A 19,051-nucleotide genomic window follows, 5' to 3' on the forward strand; every position below is an offset into this window, starting at 1 on the left:
TTGGAATTTATAAACTCAACAGCTAGCAAACAAGAATAAATAATAACCGACATGAGATAAAAATAAATCAGTCAAACTCGTAAGTTGCGAACCAGCACGCATTAATAGTAATTTCCGCCGCCCAGCAACCCGGTCTTGTAATAGCGCTCTTTATACTATTTCCCCCAGGCTCTTGCCACGCCGTGACGAGAAAAAAGCCCCAGCTCAGACTAAAATATCCGTAATGGGGCGCGTCAATGGCCAGCAACAGCGGAACCGCATCTTTTACCCTCTGACCAAAAAAACTTTACCCTCCGTAAGCTCACTGCATCCGTTTTTACTGTCCCTGCCACAGCGGGTAAAAGTTTGCTATTCCAGGACACGTTGACAATAAAAAATCACGAACATGCCCGGATTGTTTTCTACTTCAAGCGAGGTGTAGGTGTAATGCCTGAGCTGGCCTTTATCATCAAAGATATCTTTATTTCCTGCTCCCACCTTGCTGACATCATGATAATCCCACAGGGTACGAAACTCCGCACTTCTTGCCATCAGATCGTCAACAACAGATTTAAAGGCAGCAGGGTGATTACCGGTCGCGTAATAGGCGCGAAATGAGGCGATGGTGTGCCGCGCGGCACTTTCCCAGTCATTGAGTCTCCGGCGGTAGTCATCCTGGATAAACATGAGCTTGAGTGAGTTTCTGTCGGTGACGGGAACACTTGACCAGTCGAATATTTTGGTTTTAGCCGCATTGTTCCAGTAAATGATGTCCATATTCTCGCGTCTGACAAAGGCGGGGTGCGGATCCAGGGCATCTACCATGGCCATCACCTCTCGGGGAATTTCATCATGAGTGCGTTTTGAGGAGCCGGAACCAAAAACCAGCGCATTGAGATAATCCTGTTCAATGTCTGTTAATCGCAAAACCTGGGCAATACGAGTCAGCGCCGCAGGCGAGATACTGATATCACGCCCTTGTTCGAGCCAGGTATACCAGCTTGCGCTGACGGCAGCCAACTGTGCGACCTCCTCCCGGCGTAATCCACTCACCCTCCGATTGTTTTTACTGAACCCGTAGTCTTCCGGATTAAGTCTTGCTCGGCGCTTGAGTAAAAAGGTTTTTATATCCTCACTTCTCGACATAACTGCTCCTGGGTAGGACTCCTGGTCATAGGATAATCTGCCCTATTTTCATCAGAGGAATGGCCTTCTAACATAGCCGCCTAGATTACGACATCTCGTCGGCAATAGCGTATAGAAAGGCAGTAGATGAACGCAAAAGCACCCAGCAATATAACGACCATGTTTATCGGCATTATGACGCTCATCGCCGTGATGGGGATCGGCCGTTTCTCGTTAACGCCGCAAATTCCAGTGATGATTAACGACGGCTATCTGACGCTTTCCGGTGCCGGGATCATGGCATCGATGAACTACATCGGCTATCTCATTGGGGCGCTGCACGTCAGCCGCATGCAGAGTAGACACGCTTTTTATCTCAAGGCCGGCCTCCTCATTACCGTCCTGGCCACTCTCCTGTCCGGCTCGACCCCAAACTTTGCACTACAGTGTCTCTTTCGGCTGGCGGCGGGTATTGGCGGGGCATGGGCCCTGATCATCGTGACCACCTGGACACAGCTCATACTTTTGGGTAATCGCGCCCCCCGGCTATCTGCAGCCGTATTTACAGGCCCAGGACTCGGTATCACGCTTTCAGGTTTACTGGCCTGGTTCATGTCCTCGGCGCATTATCATGCCTCGCGTTCATGGTATGTCTATGGTGCTGTGGCGCTATTCGCCGCGTTGATCATCTTTCGGCATTTACCGAAAGAGGTTGATTCCGCTCAACCGCACGTTAATAAAACGCCTGTCAGCAACAACCTCAAAAGGCTGGTATTTATTTATGCGCTTGCGGGATTTGGTTATATATTACCCGCCACCTTCCTTTCTCAGATGGCAAGATCCTCCTTTCCTGTCGGGCAGGCTTCCGCCTTTTTCTGGCCGCTTTTTGGTCTTTCTTCCGCCATTGGGGTCATTTTGGTGATATTTTTTGCCGCGCAATTCAATACCCGAAACAGCCTCGCTGGCGCCATGATTTTACAAGGGATCGGCGTGGCTGCCGCCGTGCTGGTTCACAATGTGGCCGGCTTGCTGATTTCAACGATACTGACCGGTTTGGGATTTCTCGTCATCATGCAATTGACCATGAGACTGGCGCGGGAGCTTTCTTCCGGTTCGATGGCCAGAACCGTAGGTCTTTTAACCTCGGGTTACGCCACCGGTCAGCTTATTGGCCCGTTGATTTCGTCACTCAGCATTGCACTGTTTGCCTCCCAGGAGCCCGCACTGCTGCTGGCCGCCGCCGGCCTTGTCCTTGGCGGCGTGGGGGTTGTCACCCTGATCCACAGTGAGAGTGCCCTGCCTGCTGGTTAGTCGTTGTCCCGGTGCCTGCTTAAGGCGGGCGCCTAATACTGGGTTCGGCAGAAGGGCGATCTGGTTATTGGTGGCGACTGGCTGATTGGTGCAGGGATCTCATACAATTCATGTTTAGTGCATGCAGGACACTCCTCTACTCTCGTAAAAACCTGTCAATAGGGTTTGGATAAAAATAACCCGATTTGAATATACTATAAAAAGTCGATGACCAAGCCTTTCTCCCCGCCCCCGAAAACAGTTGTACAACCTCTCCGAAGCCCCGAAAAAACAAAAGGTGTTTTCTCGATATAGTACAGATACGGCACAAGCAACGGTGCAATCGGCGGTTTCAACTTAGCCCCTGCACCAGCATCAACAGCGATACTTTGCGCTTGATTTCATCCTGCTCATGCCTGGGGATACGGGTCATAGCCAATTCCTGTAAAAACTTGTTCGCAGTAAAAATAACTCCATTGCGGAGTACTCCATATTAGAGTATTGTCATCTGAGTTATTTAAAACAGCGAGTATCATCATGGCAATACTCACCAGACAACAACGTAATGCCATGAATACTAAAGATGAGCAGTTTTTCAAAGAATTAGGCGCGCGAATTGCTCTGGCAAGAAAAGAGCAACAGCTGACACAGCAGCAACTGGCTGAACAGTTGGGTATTGCCCAACAGACAATGGCACATTACGAAGGTGCAAGGCTCAAGGTTTCTGCTGCGCTACTGCCGCATTTGGCAACGATATTGAACCTTACGCTGGATGAACTGCTGGGGCTTCCTGACAAGCGGGCCGCCAAGCGTGGCCCCACTTCACGACTGGAGCAGCAAATTGAGATTATCAGTCGGATGCCTAAAACCCGACAGAAGTTTGTCACTGAGATGCTGGATAATGTGATTGGTAAAACAGAGTAGTTAACAGACGCGAGACTGAGGTGCGCTAACACCTCAACCCCGCTAACCACAAGCAACTATAGGAGTAGTTACTATGGCTAGAGCAGATTCTACGTCAGAACCCGCCACACCCCAAGCACGCAAGTGCATTGTTGGCTATCGCCCCAACGGCGGCAGACCCAACCCGCCGCCACAGCTGACCCTTACGGGTAAATGGCTGGAGCAGTTCGGCTTTACCACCGGCCAGAGGATCGAGGTGATCACTGAACCGGGGCTGTTGATCATCCGCATCGCACCCACCACGGAAGGAACCGCCCTATGAACATCACTTTTACCCCTGAACTGATCCCCGAAATGACAATCTCTGGCGTTGAGCTGGCCGAGTTGGGTTTTGGCATCGGTGAACCGTTGCAGCTCACGCTGCGGCCGGACGGGCTGTGTGTAAGTATCCCAGCTTTAGTTCCACGCACTTTTTGAGATTTCCGGTTTCTCAGCCATCAGCCGGTACTCTTCCGGTGTCAGGTTATCCAGGGATTCATGGGGTCGCTCACTGTTGTATTCATTCAGCCAGCGTTCCGTAATTTCCCGTGCTTCTTTCAGCGTTCTGAACAGGTAAAAATCCAGTATTTCTGTCCGGTAAGTTCGGTTAAACCGTTCGATAAATGCGTTCTGCGTTGGCTTACCCGGCTTAATAAATTCCAGCATCACACCATGGTCTTCAGCCCATTGCGCCAAAGCCAGTGATATCAGTTCCGGCCCATTATCCATCCGCATTTTCAGCGGATATCCACGGTTTGCCACAATCCTGTCCAGCACCCGGACGACCCGCTGTGCAGGGATACTCAGGTCAATTTCGATGGCCAAAGCCTCGCGGTTAAAATCATCCACGACGTTGAAGGTTCGAAAACGTCGACCGCACACCAGCGCGTCGTGCATAAAATCGATAGACCAACTCTGATTGAGCGCTTCCGGCGTTGCCAGCGGAGCCGGATTACGCACCGGCAGACGTTGTTTACCCTTACGCCGAAAATTCAGTTTCAGCAGACAGTAAATCCGGTGCACCCGCTTGTGGTTCCAGACGTGACCCTGCCTGCGAAGCACCTGAAAAAGCTTCTTAAAGCCGTAGCGGGGATAGCGCTCGGCCACCTCGGCCAGCACCTGGATCACCGGTTCATCACGTCGCGTATCGGGTTGATAACGAAATACCGTCCTGCTCAGCGATAACGTCCTGCATGCCTGGCGTATGCTCATCGTAAACTGCGCGGTCAAATAGTTGACAAGCTCACGCTTTATCGCTGGTTTTAAAGCTTTTTTTCGATGACGTCTTTCAGTGCCCGACATTCCAGACTCAGATCGGCAAACATCTGTTTCAGGCGACGATTCTCGTCTTCAAGATCTTTGATCTTTTTGATATCAGCGGCTTCCATACCGCCATATTTCGCCTTCCAGTTGTAATAGCTGGCTTCGGAAATAGCGGCCTCACGGCACACATCTTTAACGGTGCGTCCGGCTTCGACAGACTTCAGAACGGCGATGATCTGGTGCTCGGTGAATCGGATTTTACGCATAGCGATCTCCTCGGGGACATAATCAGTATGTCGGAAGATCTCTAAAAGTGAACGGGACGTTTTGCAGGGATACTTACATGTGGATCACTACCGTTACCGACGATGCTATCTGGGAAGCACTGTGTGACAAATCTGCCTGGAGCAGATTTGAACGCTGCTTGCAGCGGCCCCGACAGGGGCGAGGCTCATGGATGAGCCGAGTATACCCAGCCAGCACCGCACGGATCTGGGGGCGGACTGGGTGCGGCAGAACGGTGAGCTGGTTATTGGTGGCGACTGGCTCACCGAGTCCGGCATCACCGATGCGGCACAACTGGAAGTCACCGCCGCACCCGGTCTGCTCCGGTTGCGGCGGCGGGAGGTTGGGGGATTTAGGGCTTAGAAGCAAAGATCCCGGCGCAAGGCCGGGATCTTTGTTAATCATCATATTTAAAATTGAAGAAAACCTTAGATGCTTTCAGATCAATAACAATCTCACATTCACTCCAAGCTGGCTTACCGTTAGTAAGATTATTTTTTATATAAAAATCTCTTAGCTCAACTAACAATAATCTCAGATCGTAACCCGCTAACTTATCTGGAACAAACCAATCTTCATCACCATTGTCATCTATGTAATCAAATTCATAGTCACATACATCGCCCTCTAAAGAAAGCTTCGCCCGTGTCACTATCTTTTGAGCATTGTCAGGGCCAGCATTAACTAGCAATTGTCCAATTTTATTATGGAGAACATCTAACTCTTTCATTTCATTCCTCCAGGTGTATTGCGCATATCGTTAAACACGGACCGACAGTCATTTAGCCTGCACCATCCAGATCTCAAAGCAGAGCAGAGCAGAGCAAGTGCAGTAGAACTGGTATCGCCGTCGCTCCGAGGGTTATTCAGCTGCTGCGACGAGAAATTGGGGGTTTAGGGCTTAAGGACAACAACCCCGGCCACTGGCCGGGGTTGAGTGGTGACTCTTTCGGCGGGGCTTTTTTGGTTTTTAATTTATCAATAATTTTAAACACTATAGCTGCCAAGGTAATTGCAACCCCAGAAATAACACCGAATACCAATGTTCTTTTCACATGAGCCAACGGATAGAAAAAATACCCTTTAAGCATATAGATAAAAACTGCCGCCCCCCCCTGTTAAAATAAAGTAGACAACACAACAAAACACACATGAGTAAATTAGCAACTTAAAATAATTGATCATATTATTTACTCACCTTATCTTCTTCTTCTTCTTCTTCTTCTTCTTCTTCTTCTTTTTGGTTTAATCCATCCCTGATAAAACCACCAGTAACTTCAGCACCACCCGAACCTATAATATCATAAACGGTACCTGGAATCTTATTATCTGACATGATCTTATCTACACCGATAGGCGCATATTTACCAAAGACTCCCCCCAGTAATGCACCAGTTCCTGCTCCCAACTGCCCACCAGCATTGATACCATCACTAAAGATCGAGCCACCTATCGCTATCCCGATATTCGCAGGTATCCCACGCCCCGGTGCCAGCGCACCACTCACGCCCGCTGACAGACTCCCTTTATAATCCCAGCTCTTATCCTCATTACCCGGCTTATTCAGGTCATACCATTGGTAAGTGCCATTAGCGATTTCTGCAATCACCGAACCGGCAACAACTTTCCCTATTGACGCCGCTGGACCCAGATACCATGCCCCGGCAATCATCACACCATCGGTATAACCTTCAACAATGACCTTAGTGATATTCGCCCCTTCCGGTAAATCACCTCTCGCATTCTTATTCCATGCTAACCGACCATTGGTCAGCTTGTTCTCAATATAGTAGGTACGGAGTTCGACTAACTGTTCTGTCAGATCTCTCATCGCTCCCCCATCAGGATCGAACCAATCTAACTTTCCTGAAAAATCAACATAGTAAAACTCATATTTGCAACCATCCCCTTCAGGGAACAGCTCAGTTCCAGCCATGATCTTCTTCGCATCTTCCGACCTTGCATTTATCAGGAGTTGACCAGTTTTCTGATAGTTCTCTTGCTTATTACTCGCAATCCGTCTCCTGATTATATCTTGGATCCAACACAACTAATGGTTCAGCCTCTTCCTCCCAGACTTTCTTCTCTCGTAATTGCCATTCCGTCGGTGCATCCCAAGAGGAAATGCACTGACGAATTGCTCTAATTACCATATTAAACTCATGGTTATCTAGCTCGACAAAATGGATTTGGTCAAGCGGAAGCATTTCCATTATTTTATCATGGAGTTTGGGATGTTTTTTTCCCAATGCATCATCAATAAGTAACTCCAATGCATCCGAAGCGCCACGATTCAATGTCACATGTAAACTTTTATCCGTAGTGTAACCGAAGAAAACTGTAGACCCCATAATACTTACCTCATAATAATAATTTTTGATTGCTGCGACTCAGGTAGTTTTTTTACAAAGTCTAAGAACACTTTTTGATTACCCGGTGTCAGCACACTAAAGTCCACAGGAACAATATCTGCCTTACCTAAATGGTCAAGAATTTGTTGTTGCCCTGCTGGAATTTTCCCCTCAATTGGAGAAATGGTCATATTTTTCTCATAGAACTTATTTAGACCATCAATTTCTTTCTGCGAAAGGTTTTTCGTCGTATACATCAAATCAACAGTTTTTCCAGCCTGTGGTCCGCTGGTAATAACAAAATCAGCACTTTTCTGCCCGGCTACTGAATCAGGTAAGCGCTCCATTGAGCCTAAAGCCGTCTCCATTCTCGCTGCGGCTGCTGCCTCTGCAGGATTAAGTTTACCATTACCCATTGTATCGACCGTATTGAGGCGCTTTTGCCCTTCAATTGGAGTGGCATTGATATTAATCTCATAAATACCATCACTATTTTTTAGCAATGATGCATCTTTCAACACTATCTTATCAACTTTCCCAATAACCTTAGCAGCAACCTTCTCCGTGATTACCACCCCACCTTTCACTAGCCCGGCACCGCCAGCAGCTAAAGATGCAATATCAGTAAGCAGTTTACCGCCTTCGATAACGTCTGGTTGGCGTGCTCGACGTCGCGGCTCAGATCGCTGAGGTTCTGCGTCTGTTTGTCCTGATCACGAATAACAATGGTGCCGTCGCTCACCGCCGCTGGCCTGACAGGATTTCATTTCCGCAGACCATGCATCTATCTGCTTACTGCTCAGATAGTTATTCTCGACAACCGCAAGAAGGTGGCCCTGTGGCTGAAGGATTTTCCGGGCGCGCTGAACGATATCGGCGATGCGCCGGTGTTCAAGCGCCGTGACGGATGGTGCTGGTAACGGCTGATAAAAGGATCCCGGCTCGGTAGCCGGGATTATTTCAAGTCCATAGCTCTCCACCATCAGGTGTTAGCCAAACGACCCCAACAGGTGCCTTAACTAAAAACCACATTCCATATTCATCTAAATCATCATCCTCATCTTCATATGGGTGAGCAGGCCAGGCCTCTTGCAACATTTTTATTTGTTGCTCAACAGGATCAGTCAAAAACACGCCATTCGTAGCTAGTTTAATTTTTTTATCATTCAATAAGTTACCCAAAATAACAAAAAATACTTTTTTCCTGAAAGAGTAGTTATCAGGCAACTCAGAACATTCAACACTGATATGTTGCCATATAGCCCCCATAGACAATCCATAAGAACTTTCGGCAACAGATTTATATATATCATTGATATTTTTAATCATTTAAATTTAATCTCCACCCTTCTTCCACCATTTATAGATGGAGTCATTAAATCTATGGTCCATTTAGCACCAGTTTGTTGTGCTGACGTTGAAAAGTCTCTCAATGTCAAAGTGCTACCGGCAGAAGGTCCTTCTGTGACTTTTATCGAATACACCGTACCTTTACCAGGAACCACCTTAGCTGATGGCATATTCTCTGACCCCGCAAGTTGCTTAAAGTAAGTCATAACATCAGCGTCAGTAGCTCCTTTAAATACAGGAGCACCTAAACTTAACTGTGGATCTGCAACCATTGTTTTTCCATTAATATTTAACTGGAAGTCCTTCGGATGTACTGCCGGATTATTAAATTGAGTGGCAAGGTCATCAATTTTTTTCACTGCTTGCTGCTGTAATATCGCCCCAGATGGTTTTCCACTTAAATCAGAACTATTTTTCGCATTTTGCCCGATTTTTTCTAATGCTTCTTTTTCAGCTGATAATTTTCCAGCATTCATAGCTGCCGACTCAGCCTTACCCGCAACCTTAGCAGCAACCTTCTCCGTGATTACCACTCCACCTTTCACTAGCCCGGCACCGCCAGCAGCTAAAGATGCAATATCAGTAAGCAGTTTACCGCCTTCAATACCCGAGTTAAACGAGCCACTCGCACCTGCTTTTTGATACTCAGCTTCCATATTGTCGATGCGCTCAATATACGACTGTTTTACCGCATCAGACACATTACCGAGCACATCTCCACTGTTGAAAAGCTGTTTCAAAGCATCATAGGTTTCTACTGGGCTCAAGCCCATTTGCACGATACCTTCAACCGTGTCATATAGCCCAGCCGGCACCCCAGCAACCATCCCTGCCGCAAAGCTACCATCTTGGCCCGCATCTATCGCAGTCCATTTAGCCTGAGTACCCGCTTTACAGACCAGCGTGCCACACTCCGCCAACTCTTTATCTTTTTGAATTTTTTGGGCATCACTCAGATAATTGTTCTCAACCGCGTTCTTGCCGCTTTGCGCCCCCGCGACCGCATCCCCGGTGCCATCACCCACCAGCCCGCCTGCCAACCCTGCCGCCAGCGTCCCCAGCGCGCTGAGGGTTTGCTTTTGGTCTTCCGTCAGGTTTTCAGGTTTTACATCCGGGTAAAGCTCGCCCGCAATGTAGCGCGCCATCAGTTCTCCGCTGGCCGCACCGGCTGCCCCCGCCAGAGCGCTGTTACCGCTGGCTTTGGCCGCTACCGCACCCCACACCGCATGCGCCATCGCGTTCGCGGCAACGTTGGTGCTACCATCCGCGTTGGTCGTCATCGCCTTGATGACCCCGGCCGCATAAGGGCTCAGCCCACCGGCCATCGCCTGCGCAAGATTGTTGCCCGCCAGCCCCTGAATCGCCCCCGTAGCCGCCTGCATGCCCTGCTGGACGCTGCTGCCGGTGCCCCACTGCTTCTGCGTCGCTTTGTAGCTGTCTGTCGCGTGCAGCTTCTCGTTGTAGGCTTTCCACTGCTCTTTCGTGGCATCCTTACCCGGCTCTTTGATCCCGTTTTTCTCAAGCTCTGCCTTGCCTGCATTGATGGAGCGGATATCCCCCTCGGTCCGCGCTATGTCCATCGCCTGATTGCCGATCTCGCCGATCAGCTGCGCCTGTTGCAGCCGTTTCTGCTCTTTCTCCTTGTCGAAGATCGGGCTTAACGTCTGGTTGGCATGCTCGACGTCGCGGCTCAGATCGCTGACGTTCTGCGTCTGTTTGTCCTGATCGCGAATGACGATAGTACCGTCGCTCACCGCCGCATGGGTGGTGGAGCTGTCGTGCCCGCTGTTGTTGGCCCCCACCAGCAGGCCGTTGGCCATATTGCCGGCGAACTGGCTGCCGATGCTGCCGCCGGAGCTGATGCCCACGCTCTGGTGTTCTACCTCGAAGTCCGCCTGATTGTGGATGTCCGTAAAGCCCAGCGTGCCGGTGTCGAGCTTGTTTTTATCCGCCGTGGCGGTGCTGCCTATCACCGCGCCGTTAAGCTGGGTGTGTTCGCCCACCGTCACGTCAAAACCGCCCTTGCCGGCAAAGATGCCCGTCTGCTCCTGCACGCTGTCGTAGTTGCTGTGCATTTTGTCTTTGCTCAGGCTGAGGCTGCCCGAGCCGGTCATGGAGCCAAAGGTAAAGCTGCCGCCCGCGCTGGCGTTTTGCTGTTTGGAATCGTAGCGGTCGCTGTCCTGCTGGCTCTCCAGCAGCAGGTTGCGGCCCACGTCGGCTTTGACCGATTCGCCGGTGACCTGCGCGCCGATCAGATTGGTATCGCGCCCGCTGGTGATGTTGACCTGATTACCGGCATTGACTGTGGTTTCGGTGTAGCGGGTACCGTTGCCTTTTTCGTTGCCCTTGCCTTTGTTGACGCTGGCCGAAATGCTCAGCCCGATGCCGCCGGAGCCGACGCCGATGCCCACGCCCAGCGTGCCGCCCTGGCTCTCGTTCTTGCCGTCCAGATACTGGGTGTTTTTGGCGGAAAGCAGGTTCACGTCGCGGTTGGCGTTCAGGGTAACGTCCTTGCCCGCCTGCAGCTGGCTGCCCTGCACCAGAATGTCGCCGTCCTGGCCCTTCACGCCGTTCCCGCTGGCGGTAATGCTCAGGTTGTTACCCGCCGTCAGGCTGCTGCCCTGGGCGGTACTCTGCCCGCTGTTCTGGGTCGAGGTGGAAGACTGGGTGCCGTAGGAAATGCTGATCCCCACCATGTTGTTATTGGCCGGGTCGGCGCCCTGCGCCTGCGCCAACCGCGCCGCCTGTACCGCCTGCACGCCGCTCAGCGCCGCTTTGGTGCCCTGCAAGGCCGCCAGGCGGCTGTCGTCGGTGGATTTTGCCTGTTGCGAGGTTTCCACGGCGGTGTTCAGCGCGCTGCCGACGGTGCCGGAAAGCGCCAGCGTCAGCCCGGATTTTTTCTGCTCGACCTTGTGGGTCTGGCTGTTTTCATCCTGCGCCTGCGTCACCGACACATTCTTGCCGCTCAGCGCCATGTCCTTGCCGGCCACCAGCTCGGAACCGGTCACCGCCAGATTGTTGCCCGCCCCCAGCGTGACGTTGCCGTTCACGCTGCCGACGGTGCTGCCCTGGTTGGTCACCCCCTGCGAGGTGTCGGTGGTTTTCAGGCTTTCGGTGCCGTAGCTGATGCCGATGCCGCCGCTGCTCATCAGACCGGATTTTTTCTCCTGCTTGAGGTGCAGCTCGCTGTTGCGCTCGGTGGCGCCGGTGACGGTCAGATCATGGCCCGCCAGCAGCTTCACGTCCTGGGTGCCGGCCACGCTGCTGCCCTGCACGCGCAGATCGTTGCCCGCCAGCACCTTGATGCTGTCACCGCTCAGGGTGCTGCTCTGCAGGGTCTGGCGATCCAGGGTGTCGCGGGTGGTGGTGGTGGTTTTCGACATCAGGCCGTTGCCGCCGGTCACCTTGTGGCGCTCGTCCAGATCCTGGGTGTTTTCGCCGTTGAGGATGTTGACGTCATGGCCGGCATTCAGGTTCAGCGCCTCGCCGGCGGAAATCGCCGCCGCATGAGCAGTGATATCGTTGCCCGCATTGAGGGTCACCGCGCCTTTGCCGACCACTTCGCTGCCCACCTGCTGGCTGTTGCCCTGTTTCAGGCTGTTGTCGCCGTTCCAGATCAGGTTGTCGCGGCTGGCGGTGGTCACCGCGTTCAGGTTGAGATCGCGCCCGGCGCTCAGCAGCGTTTGGCCGTTCTCGCCGCTGTTGACCACCTGCGCCGCATCCAGTTTGATGTCGCGCCCGGCCTGCAGCATCAGTTTGCCGTCGGCGCCCTGCACGTACATGCCGGCTACGCTGTCGATATGGGTGCGCTCGAAGCTGTTGGCGCCGTTCACGCTTTGCGCCGCTCGGGTAGTGCTGATGGCGTTGATGTCGCGCCCGGCGCTGGCCAGCAGCGAGTTGTTGCCCTGGATCACGCCGCCGATATTGTTGATATCGGTGCGGGCGGTCAGGCCGACGTCGGCCCCCTGAATGCTGCCCGCCATATTGGTGATGTTGGCGGCGCTCAGTTTCACCACTTCGCGCCCGGCAATATGGCCGCTGTTAAACAGGCCGTCGCCGAGGTTGAGGTTAACGTTGCGCCCGGCGATCAGCGCGCCGGAGCCGTCCAGATCGCCCGGTTGCATGCGGGCATACACCTGCGGCACCAGTACGTTTTGCTGGCTGCCATCCGGCAGCGTGACCTTGGCATTCACCATCCAGACGATGTCTTTGGTCAACAGCCCCATTTGTTCCGGCGTCAGCGCCACGCCGACCTTCAGGTTATATTGCTGGCTGAAGGCCAGCCCCTGATCCATCAGCGCCTTGAACTGCTCTTCGTCGTTGTTGTACCCGTCCAGATAACGCTGGCCGGTCAGGTTGATCACCTGTTCGCGGATCAGCCGCTGCTCGTAGTAGCCATCCCCCAGACGTTTCAGCACGTTGTCCTGGTTGTTGGTGGCTTTCGCGATCATGTAATCCGACCCCAGCCAGGATTTTTGGTTGGTGAAGCGCGGATCGGTTTCCACCAGATACTGGCCGCCCGGCGCCGGATTGGTCTTGAACAGGCTGTTGTCCGGCAGGCGGGTGTCCGGTCCGACGATGCGCACCACGCTGCTCGCCGCGTCGCCCTGCTGGGCGTTCACGTTGTTGGCCACTTCAAACTGCTGGCCCGGTTGCAGGGCCGCCGCCTGAATCACCGGCAGGTCGCCGCCGCCGATGGTCTGCATCCCGGCGGAAACATCGCTGCCGGTGACAACCGCATTCACTCCGCCGGCCTGGTCGATGGTGGCGTCTGTGCCTTGCGGCGTCAGCGGTGCAATGGCTACCGGGTTACCCGCCACCTGCCCGTGGTCGATCAGTTGGCTCGGTTTCAACGCGATGGTCTGGATGCTGGTCGGCGGCGTATAGGCCGTGGTGTTATGCCCCTGTTTGTCAGTGCCTTTTTTCTTGATGCGGTAGTAGCTGGTCACTTCCCCGACGTCGGTGGTCAGCCGCTGGCCCGCCACCGCCACGTTATCCACGCTACCGGCGTTAATCGCCAGCGTGCCACCGGCCACCACCTGGCTCTTGTCGTTCAGCAAATGCCCTGCGTTGATCGCCATATCGCCACCGGCGACGATTTTGGCCGGATCGCTTTCCTTAATCTGGGTTTCCTGCACCGTCCGGTTATAGTCGTACTGATTAAATCTGTCGTTGCCGTGCCCGGTTTTGCCTGGGGTGTTCAGGTTCAGCAATGAGTCTGACGAATTGCGGTCAACGAAGACGCCTTGTTCCCCCGCTTTCCAGCGCACCGGATCGCCGGACTGTTGATACTCGGTGACTTTTTCGTTGGAAACGGTGACCAACTCGGTACTGAAACGATCGTTGATGTTGTTGATCAGCGCGGCGGACAGCGCCATGTTGCCCGCGGACTCAATGGTCGAACTGTGGTTGTTAAGGGTGCCTGCCTGGCCGCTTGCCAGGTGGTTGGCGTCAAGCTGGCCGCCAATCGCCATATCGCCACCGCTGTAAATCAGCCCGTGATCGTAGTTGTTCAGCGTCTGAGTGCCGATATCCACCCGCTCGCGCCCGGCCAGCGTGGCGGCGGTGCCGTTCTCCGCCAGGTTGTTGAAGGTAGCGGTCTGCACGCCGATGGCGTCGCCATAAATACGGCCGGTGCCGATGTTGTTCAGCGTGTTGGCCGTCAGCAGGGTGTGCTTGCCGTCGATCAGGCCGTAGTTGGTCAGGGTGCCGTTCACCGTCAGCCAATCCTGCCCGGCGTTGATCTCGCCGCTGGCGGCGTTAAACAGATTATTGGCGTGCAGATCCAGCTTCGCGCCCGCCAGCAGCTTGCCGCTGTTGGTGACATCGCCCGGCGTGGTGAAGTTGAAATTGCCGTTGGCGATCATCTCGCCGCTGTTATTGATGCCCTGAGCGCTGACCAGATTGATATCGCCCAGCGACAACAATTGCCCATCGCCGCCGATCGCGTTGGCGTTAATCTCCAGCAGCTTGCCGGCTTTGAGCGTGCCGCCAGTGTTCAGCAGGTTAAGTGCCGAGCCCTTCAATTGCAGGGTGTCGGCCGCAGCCAGTTGGCCGCCGCTGTTATCCAGGGTGCCATCGTTGGTGATGGCCAACTGCCGGTCAGCCAAAATGCTGCCGCCACGGTTGCTCAGCGTGCCGGTGTTCAGCGTTACCGTCTGGCCTTCCAGCCCTTTATTGTCCGCCAGCGTGGCGTCGTTGGTGAACTGCAGGGCGTTGAGCGTCACGGTAGCGCCGCTGCGGATCAGCCCCAGGGTGTTATCGATAACCCCCTGTGCGCTGCCCAGCAACAGATTGCCGACCGCCTGAATCTGCCCGTTGCGGTTATCCAGCCCGGTGTTGTTCAGCGTTACCGCCTGCTCGCCGATAATCCGCCCGCCGTTGCTGTTGTCCAATTTGAGCGCCGCCAGCATGAAATCGCCCTTGGCCCCCAGCGTACCGCCCTGGTTATTGATATCGCCGCCGTTGAGTTGCAGCTGGCCCAGGCTGTGGAGAGTGCCGTTTTGGTTATCCAGTTGCTGGCCGCGGGTATCCAGCAGCATGTCGCCGCCGGCCTGCACCAGCCCGCTCTGATTGTTCAGGCCGCCCGCGCCGGTGGTGGTGAGCGTCAACGCCTGCTGCGCCACCAGCTTGCCGCCACCGTTCAGCACCGTGTCAGCGTCAAGTTGCAGATTTTTACCGGCAATCACCACACCCTGGCCGTTATCGAACAGACCGGTAGACAGGTTCATCGCGCCCTGGCTGGTAATGCCGCCTTTCTCGCCGCTGTTGGCGTTGGTCAGCCGATCGACCGCCAGATCCAGGCGATTGCCGCTCTGGATCAACCCGCCGTCGTTGTTGTTGAGGTTATTGCCGTGCAGCTCCAGCGCCGTTTGGGCCGCCAGTTGACCGCCCCGGTTTTCCAGCATGCCGAAGTTGATCTTCGCCGCATCGGCGCTGACCAGCGTCCCCTGATTATTCAGCAGAGACCCGCTGTCCAGCTGCAGTTGTTTGCCTGCGCCTATCACCCCAAGATTGCTGTTATCCAGCCGTTCTTTGGCGTTCAGCGCCATGTCTTGGCCGGATTTGATCGCCCCGCCCTGGTTATTGATCACCCCGGCGGTCGCCGACAGCCGTTTTTCGGAAGCCAGCGTGCCGTGGCGGTTATCCAGTTGGCTGCCACGCAGTTGCAGGTCGCCCGAGCTGGCGATAAAGCCGCTTTGGTTATCCACCTCGCCACCGGCGATGTTCAGTTTGCCCAGGCTGCTGATGCCGCCATTTTTGCCGCTGTCGCGGTTGGTCAATGCCTGGCCGTGGGTATCGATAGTCGCGTCGCCGCCGGCCTGCAACAGGCCGCCGTCGTTGGTCAATGCCAGGCTGTCGATGTTCAACTGCTGCTTGCCAACCAGCGTACCTTTGCTGTTATCCAGCCGGCCGGTGAACACTTCGGTGGCACCACCGCCCACCAGCATGCCCTGGCTATTGTCCAGCGCGCCGCTGTGGATCGACAGCGCCCCCTGGCTGAGAATGCCGCCGGTTTCGCCGCTCAGGCGGTTGCTCAACGCGGCGCCCTGGGTGTCGAGGCTCATGTCACCGGCGGATTGCAGCAGGCCGCCGTCATTGGTCAGCGCCCCGCCGTTCAGGCGCAAATCGCCCGCAGCGGCGATAGCGCCCTGTTGGTTGTTCAACGCGCCGTTGCCGAGCGCCAGGGAAATGGCGCCGCCAACCACTTGCCCACCCTGGTTTTCCAGCCCGGTGCCGCTCAGTTGCAGCCCTTGTTTGGCTTCGATACGGCCGCTGCGGTTATCCAGCGCCTGACGGGTCGCCACCTCGCCGTTGCCGGTAGCGGCGGAAACCAGGCCCTTGCGGTTATCCAGTTTATCCGCCTGTAACCGCGTATTGGCGCTCGCGGCCAGCTGGCCTTGCTGGTTGTCGAGGGTGCCGCCAATCTGCGCACTCAGGCTGCCGTCCTGCGCGGCGATCACTTTGCCGTTTTGGTTGTTCAGCTGTGCGGCGTTCAAGGCCACATTGCCGTTGGCCGCCAGTTGGCCGCCCTGATTGTCGATACCCTTACGGGTGCTGAGGCGCATATTGCCGTTACCGCTCTGCACCAATTGGCCGTTGCGGTTGGACAGGCTGCCGGCATCCATCGCGATCTGCTGCGCCGACGTAGTGCCACCATCCAGCACGTAATCGCCGCCCTGCATCGAGAGCTGCCCGTTGGACAACAGCTTGCCGTTATCCCCTTGCAGCCGGCCGGTATTCACCGCCAGCGTGCCCTTGCCGGCATGGATAATCTGCCCGCTCTGGTTGTCGATCGCCCCGGCGTTCAGCGTCAGGTTGTTGCCGTTGTTGGCGATGCGGCCGCCGCCGTTGTCAAGCGTACCCTGCTGATTCAGGGCCAGATCGTCTTCGCCGAGCTGGGTGATCTCGCCCTTGCGGTTGGATATGTCATGCGCGCTCAGCGCCAGTTTATTCGCCGTCAGCGTGCCGCCGTCGTTGTTCAGCCGTTTGCCGGTGTCGGCAGCCAGTTGCTGCGCTGCTTCAACCTGCGCATTGGCCGTGGTTAAGTCGCTCTGCCCGGCGTTGAGCGTTACATGGGTGCCGGCGGTGCGGCTGCCGCTGATGTCCATGCCTTGCCCGCTGGCACGCAGGTTGCCCGCCGCCAGGTTCTGGCCCTGCGCGGTCAGTTTGCCGCTGGCGGTCAACGCCAGTTCGCCGCTCCCGCCCAGTTTACCGTCCTGCTGCACGCCTGCCGCCAGGGTGCTGCCTTTGCTGCTGTTCAGGCTGGCGGCCTGAATCTGCACATTATTCCGCGCGGCGATGGAACCGCTGTTTTGCACCTCGCCCTCGCTGGTGACGGCGGCATTGCCCGCAGCGAACAGCGAACCGCTGTTGCTGATGCCCTGCTTCGAAGCCATTGCCATATCGCCGCCGCTGATGGCGCCGCTGTTTTCGATGCGGCCGTCGGCGGTCACCACCACGCTGCCGGCCTGCGCGCCGATATTACCGGCGTTGCGCACCCCGACGCCGGTTTCGGTGCCGATCATACGGATCTTGCCGGCATACATGCCGCCCAGTTTGGCCACATCCACCGCCAGCTGCGGGCGGGTGGCCGGATCGGCGCCCTGTTTTTCGATCTGCTGATGCGCCGCATCCACCTTGTTGCGCCCGGTGGTGACGTTCAAATCATTGGCCCACAGCCCGGCGTTGATCTTCGTCGAACGGGCAATGATCTCGGTGTAATCCTGACGCGAACTGTCCATGCCGGCGCCTTCCACCACCACTTCGCCGCGCTCGACGTTAAAACCGGTCAGATTGCCGTTGTTCATCTGCGCCTGGCCGGTAGTCAGCGTGGCGCGGTTGGCGTTGATAAAACCGCAGCCATTACAGGTAATGCCGGAAGGGTTGGCGATCACCACCTGCGCGCGCTGGCCGGCGACCTCGATATACCCGTTCAGGCGGCTGGGATCGCGGGAGTTGACCTCGTTGAGGATCACCTTGGCTTCGCCTTTCGCCAGCCACGGGTTGCCATCAACCCAGCCGCCCTGCTGGGTCTGGGTCATTTTGTGCGAGTTGTTGAGGATCGCGCCCTGCTTGTCGACATCGAACTGGCTGTAGGTGTTGCGGGAAACCCCACCGGCGCTCGGGGTCTGAATATTGACCTGCGGCGTACCGTTGGCGCTGTTGACGATGGTCGGCTGCTGGCCGCCAGGCGCATTGCCGTCAGCGACAATGGCCGCCTGCACCGGCTGGATAGCGCCCAATGCCAATAACAGGCTGAAGCTGACGGCGCTCATCTTGCCGATACACTGGCTCAGGGTATGGCCCAGGCCAGGCGACCGTGCGGACCCGGCGCGGCCGGAGCGGGCGATATCCGCCACCACCATCAGCATGCCACGCGCTTTGTTGAAAACGATACGGTACAGGTTCTTGTTCATGGCAATGTCCTTATTGAATGTCCGACGGCTCGACGGCTAACGGGTGGTTCGCCCACCATTGCTGCGCTTGCTGGTGGCTGACCTGAGCGCCTTTAAAGTTCACGACGCGTTTGCCGCGCTGCGCGCCCCGGTGGTACAGCGCCCGTACGCAGAACTGCGGGAAAATATCCCGGGCGATCAGATTGCGCATTTCCCGCGTGTGGCCGAACGGGGCGATCCAATCGCAGAACCACAGACGATCGCCGCTGTTCCAGTCATTTTCCTGCATGTTTATCGCCGGTTGCGTCAAATAGCGCGCCTCGGCTTCTTGATTCATCCAGGCCCAACTGAGGAAAAACACCGGCTGATTTTGGTGTGACGCCAGCACATATTGCTGCCGCTTGATGATCGGCAACAGCAGCGTCGGCAGGGTGTGCAACGGCGCATCGCGGTGCATCGGCGAATGCATCCACAACCATACCGCCGCGCCAAAGGCTTCCGCCTCACTGTCATCGCCGCCGAGGATCAGCGGCGCTCGAATATCGTAGTCACCTATGCGCATCGTCG

16 protein-coding genes and 1 pseudogene are annotated in these 19,051 nt (G+C 55.3%); 6 read left to right on the forward strand and 11 right to left on the reverse strand.

Annotation, left to right across the window (positions count from 1 at the left end; genetic code table 11):
- Nucleotides 1-348: 348 nt before the first annotated feature.
- Nucleotides 349-1,125: a helix-turn-helix transcriptional regulator gene (locus tag JEM67_RS23870; protein ID WP_199639404.1), complete on the reverse strand. Its 777-nt coding sequence runs from the start codon at nt 1,123-1,125 to the stop codon at nt 349-351.
- 126 nt (nt 1,126-1,251) lie between these two features.
- On the opposite strand from JEM67_RS23870, the gene JEM67_RS23875 reads away from it, so the two are divergent.
- The 4 genes from JEM67_RS23875 to JEM67_RS23890 all read left to right on the forward strand — a co-directional run bounded on the left by JEM67_RS23875 (nt 1,252) and on the right by JEM67_RS23890 (nt 3,774).
- Nucleotides 1,252-2,415, forward strand: a complete 1,164-nt coding sequence (locus JEM67_RS23875; RefSeq protein WP_199639402.1) for a YbfB/YjiJ family MFS transporter — start codon at nt 1,252-1,254, stop codon at nt 2,413-2,415.
- A 516-nt stretch (nt 2,416-2,931) separates the two neighbouring features.
- A complete protein-coding gene (locus JEM67_RS23880; RefSeq protein WP_006316688.1) occupies nt 2,932-3,318 on the forward strand; it encodes a helix-turn-helix domain-containing protein in 387 nt (128 codons plus the stop codon).
- 73 nt (nt 3,319-3,391) lie between these two features.
- Complete coding sequence (locus tag JEM67_RS23885; protein ID WP_199639399.1) at nt 3,392-3,619, forward strand: SymE family type I addiction module toxin; 228 nt, start codon at nt 3,392-3,394, stop codon at nt 3,617-3,619.
- A complete protein-coding gene (locus tag JEM67_RS23890) occupies nt 3,616-3,774 on the forward strand; it encodes a hypothetical protein (RefSeq protein WP_426406338.1) in 159 nt (52 codons plus the stop codon). The genes JEM67_RS23885 and JEM67_RS23890 overlap by 4 nt, the downstream gene beginning before the upstream one ends.
- Here JEM67_RS23890 and JEM67_RS23895 read toward each other — a convergent pair.
- Nucleotides 3,754-4,865, reverse strand: a protein-coding gene (locus JEM67_RS23895) for an IS3 family transposase (protein WP_426406339.1) whose coding sequence is annotated in 2 segments (ribosomal slippage) — nt 3,754-4,604 and nt 4,604-4,865 — 1,113 coding nt in all. Because the reading frame shifts where the segments join, the coding sequence is not laid out codon by codon here. The two genes, JEM67_RS23890 and JEM67_RS23895, sit on opposite strands and share 21 nt — an antisense overlap.
- A 187-nt stretch (nt 4,866-5,052) precedes the next feature.
- On the opposite strand from JEM67_RS23895, the gene JEM67_RS23900 reads away from it, so the two are divergent.
- Nucleotides 5,053-5,247, forward strand: coding sequence for a hypothetical protein (locus JEM67_RS23900; RefSeq protein ID WP_199635775.1), 195 nt, complete (start codon nt 5,053-5,055; stop codon nt 5,245-5,247).
- A 34-nt stretch (nt 5,248-5,281) separates the two neighbouring features.
- Here JEM67_RS23900 and JEM67_RS23905 read toward each other — a convergent pair whose 3' ends face one another.
- The 6 genes and pseudogenes from JEM67_RS23905 to JEM67_RS23930 form a co-directional block, all read right to left on the reverse strand.
- On the reverse strand, nt 5,282-5,614 hold the full coding sequence (locus tag JEM67_RS23905) for a hypothetical protein (protein WP_199635774.1): 333 nt from the start codon (nt 5,612-5,614) through the stop codon (nt 5,282-5,284).
- 136 nt (nt 5,615-5,750) lie between these two features.
- Nucleotides 5,751-5,975 carry a hypothetical protein gene (locus JEM67_RS23910; RefSeq protein WP_233527651.1) on the reverse strand — a complete coding sequence of 75 codons (225 nt, stop codon included), beginning with the start codon at nt 5,973-5,975 and terminating at the stop codon, nt 5,751-5,753.
- 95 nt (nt 5,976-6,070) lie between these two features.
- On the reverse strand, nt 6,071-6,820 hold the full coding sequence (locus tag JEM67_RS23915) for an adhesin (RefSeq protein WP_233527650.1): 750 nt from the start codon (nt 6,818-6,820) through the stop codon (nt 6,071-6,073).
- A gap of 70 nt (nt 6,821-6,890) precedes the next feature.
- Nucleotides 6,891-7,235 carry a hypothetical protein gene (locus tag JEM67_RS23920; protein WP_199635773.1) on the reverse strand — a complete coding sequence of 115 codons (345 nt, stop codon included), beginning with the start codon at nt 7,233-7,235 and terminating at the stop codon, nt 6,891-6,893.
- Between the two features lie 5 nt (nt 7,236-7,240).
- Nucleotides 7,241-7,822: a hypothetical protein gene (locus tag JEM67_RS23925; RefSeq protein WP_370576144.1), complete on the reverse strand. Its 582-nt coding sequence runs from the start codon at nt 7,820-7,822 to the stop codon at nt 7,241-7,243.
- Between the two features lie 56 nt (nt 7,823-7,878).
- Nucleotides 7,879-7,983, reverse strand: a pseudogene (locus tag JEM67_RS23930) (hemagglutinin); the annotation flags it as partial.
- Here JEM67_RS23930 and JEM67_RS23935 point away from each other — a divergent pair.
- The gene (locus tag JEM67_RS23935; RefSeq protein WP_199635782.1) at nt 7,961-8,155 is read left to right on the forward strand and encodes a hypothetical protein; all 195 of its coding nucleotides are present in this window, start codon (nt 7,961-7,963) and stop codon (nt 8,153-8,155) included. The pseudogene JEM67_RS23930 and the gene JEM67_RS23935 overlap by 23 nt on opposite strands.
- A gap of 40 nt (nt 8,156-8,195) precedes the next feature.
- On the opposite strand, the gene JEM67_RS23940 is transcribed toward JEM67_RS23935, so the two are convergent.
- From JEM67_RS23940 to JEM67_RS23950, 3 genes are read right to left on the reverse strand one after another with little or no spacing between them, the layout of a single operon-like run.
- Nucleotides 8,196-8,564 carry a DUF596 domain-containing protein gene (locus tag JEM67_RS23940; protein WP_199635772.1) on the reverse strand — a complete coding sequence of 123 codons (369 nt, stop codon included), beginning with the start codon at nt 8,562-8,564 and terminating at the stop codon, nt 8,196-8,198.
- Entirely contained in the window at nt 8,561-18,505 is a 9,945-nt protein-coding gene (locus tag JEM67_RS23945) for a hemagglutinin repeat-containing protein (RefSeq protein ID WP_233527649.1), read from the reverse strand. The genes JEM67_RS23940 and JEM67_RS23945 overlap by 4 nt, the downstream gene beginning before the upstream one ends.
- Nucleotides 18,506-18,515: 10 nt before the next feature.
- Nucleotides 18,516-19,046: a toxin-activating lysine-acyltransferase gene (locus tag JEM67_RS23950; RefSeq protein ID WP_013814587.1), complete on the reverse strand. Its 531-nt coding sequence runs from the start codon at nt 19,044-19,046 to the stop codon at nt 18,516-18,518.
- Nucleotides 19,047-19,051: the final 5 nt, after the last annotated feature.

Origin of the sequence: Serratia sp. PAMC26656, assembly GCF_016469055.2 — a bacterium.
Classification (GTDB): domain Bacteria; phylum Pseudomonadota; class Gammaproteobacteria; order Enterobacterales; family Enterobacteriaceae; genus Serratia; species Serratia plymuthica.

Coding starts and splice junctions, on each gene's coding strand:
- JEM67_RS23870 (WP_199639404.1), bottom strand. CDS start 1,125: ATGTCGAGAAGTGAGGATATAAAAACCTTTTTACTCAAGCGCCGAGCA.
- JEM67_RS23920 (WP_199635773.1), bottom strand. CDS start 7,235: ATGGGGTCTACAGTTTTCTTCGGTTACACTACGGATAAAAGTTTACAT.
- JEM67_RS23905 (WP_199635774.1), bottom strand. CDS start 5,614: ATGAAAGAGTTAGATGTTCTCCATAATAAAATTGGACAATTGCTAGTT.
- JEM67_RS23935 (WP_199635782.1), top strand. CDS start 7,961: ATGGTGCCGTCGCTCACCGCCGCTGGCCTGACAGGATTTCATTTCCGC.
- JEM67_RS23950 (WP_013814587.1), bottom strand. CDS start 19,046: ATGCGCATAGGTGACTACGATATTCGAGCGCCGCTGATCCTCGGCGGC.
- JEM67_RS23900 (WP_199635775.1), top strand. CDS start 5,053: ATGGATGAGCCGAGTATACCCAGCCAGCACCGCACGGATCTGGGGGCG.
- JEM67_RS23915 (WP_233527650.1), bottom strand. CDS start 6,820: ATGGCTGGAACTGAGCTGTTCCCTGAAGGGGATGGTTGCAAATATGAG.
- JEM67_RS23880 (WP_006316688.1), top strand. CDS start 2,932: ATGGCAATACTCACCAGACAACAACGTAATGCCATGAATACTAAAGAT.
- JEM67_RS23910 (WP_233527651.1), bottom strand. CDS start 5,975: ATGCTTAAAGGGTATTTTTTCTATCCGTTGGCTCATGTGAAAAGAACA.
- JEM67_RS23940 (WP_199635772.1), bottom strand. CDS start 8,564: ATGATTAAAAATATCAATGATATATATAAATCTGTTGCCGAAAGTTCT.
- JEM67_RS23875 (WP_199639402.1), top strand. CDS start 1,252: ATGAACGCAAAAGCACCCAGCAATATAACGACCATGTTTATCGGCATT.
- JEM67_RS23945 (WP_233527649.1), bottom strand. CDS start 18,505: ATGAACAAGAACCTGTACCGTATCGTTTTCAACAAAGCGCGTGGCATG.
- JEM67_RS23885 (WP_199639399.1), top strand. CDS start 3,392: ATGGCTAGAGCAGATTCTACGTCAGAACCCGCCACACCCCAAGCACGC.
- JEM67_RS23890 (WP_426406338.1), top strand. CDS start 3,616: ATGAACATCACTTTTACCCCTGAACTGATCCCCGAAATGACAATCTCT.